At 48.7% G+C, this 749-nt stretch carries 1 protein-coding gene and 1 pseudogene; both read left to right on the top strand.

All coding sequences use genetic code 11. The features are described 5' to 3' along the window. Positions 1-56: 56 nt before the first annotated feature. Complete coding sequence (locus DXA36_RS33925; RefSeq protein ID WP_279221578.1) at positions 57-182, top strand: hypothetical protein; 126 nt, start codon at positions 57-59, stop codon at positions 180-182. Position 183: 1 nt separating this feature from the next. Then, positions 184-749: pseudogene (locus DXA36_RS32620) on the top strand (sugar ABC transporter permease); the annotation flags it as partial.

Genomic DNA, 749 nt, shown 5'->3' with positions numbered 1-749 from the left:
TTTGTGGAGCAGTGGAAAGCCCTGGGCGGCGAGGAAATTACCGGGGAAATCAATGAATGGTATCAAGAAATGAACCGCTGACGTTACTGTTCGGCCGAAGGCTGGACGGTAACCAGCTGACGGATGAAATGCTGACAAAACGGGCTGCGGAAAGAACCGCAGCCCGGACACAGGAGGCCTGATATGCAGAAACAGAAATTTATGGAGACAAAACGGCGGCCGGCGCAGCGGCTGAAGCAGAGCGTTCCCTTTTACCTGATGCTGCTGCCAGGAATGGTGCTTCTGTTTCTTTTCAATTACCTTCCCCTGTATGGATGGAAGATTGCCTTTCAGAAATTCATACCGGCGAAGGGTTTATTCGGGGAGCAGAAATGGGTGGGGACCTATTGGTTCAAGTACATAGCCAACTATCCGGATTTCCTCAGGGCACTCCGGAATACACTGCTAATCAGTTTTGAAAAACTGGCGCTGGGACTTGTTATTGCCATTATTTTTTCCATCTTAATCAATGAAATCAGAAATTCGAAGCTGAAAAGAACGGTACAGACGATAGTGTATCTGCCGCATTTCTTATCCTGGATTATCCTGTCCGGTGTACTGATCGATATTCTTTCCCCTTCCACCGGCATTGTGAATAAGCTGATTACGGCGATGGGAGGGCAGTCGGTGTTCTTCCTGGGGGACAACCGGTTCTTCCAGGGAACCATGGTGGTTACGGATATCTGGAAGGAATTCGGGTTTAATACCAT

The organism is Eisenbergiella sp. OF01-20, assembly GCF_003478085.1.
GTDB lineage: Bacteria > Bacillota > Clostridia > Lachnospirales > Lachnospiraceae > Eisenbergiella.
The sequence above is the reverse complement of the archived record's forward strand: the minus strand, read 5'-3'. Positions and strand labels throughout refer to the sequence as shown.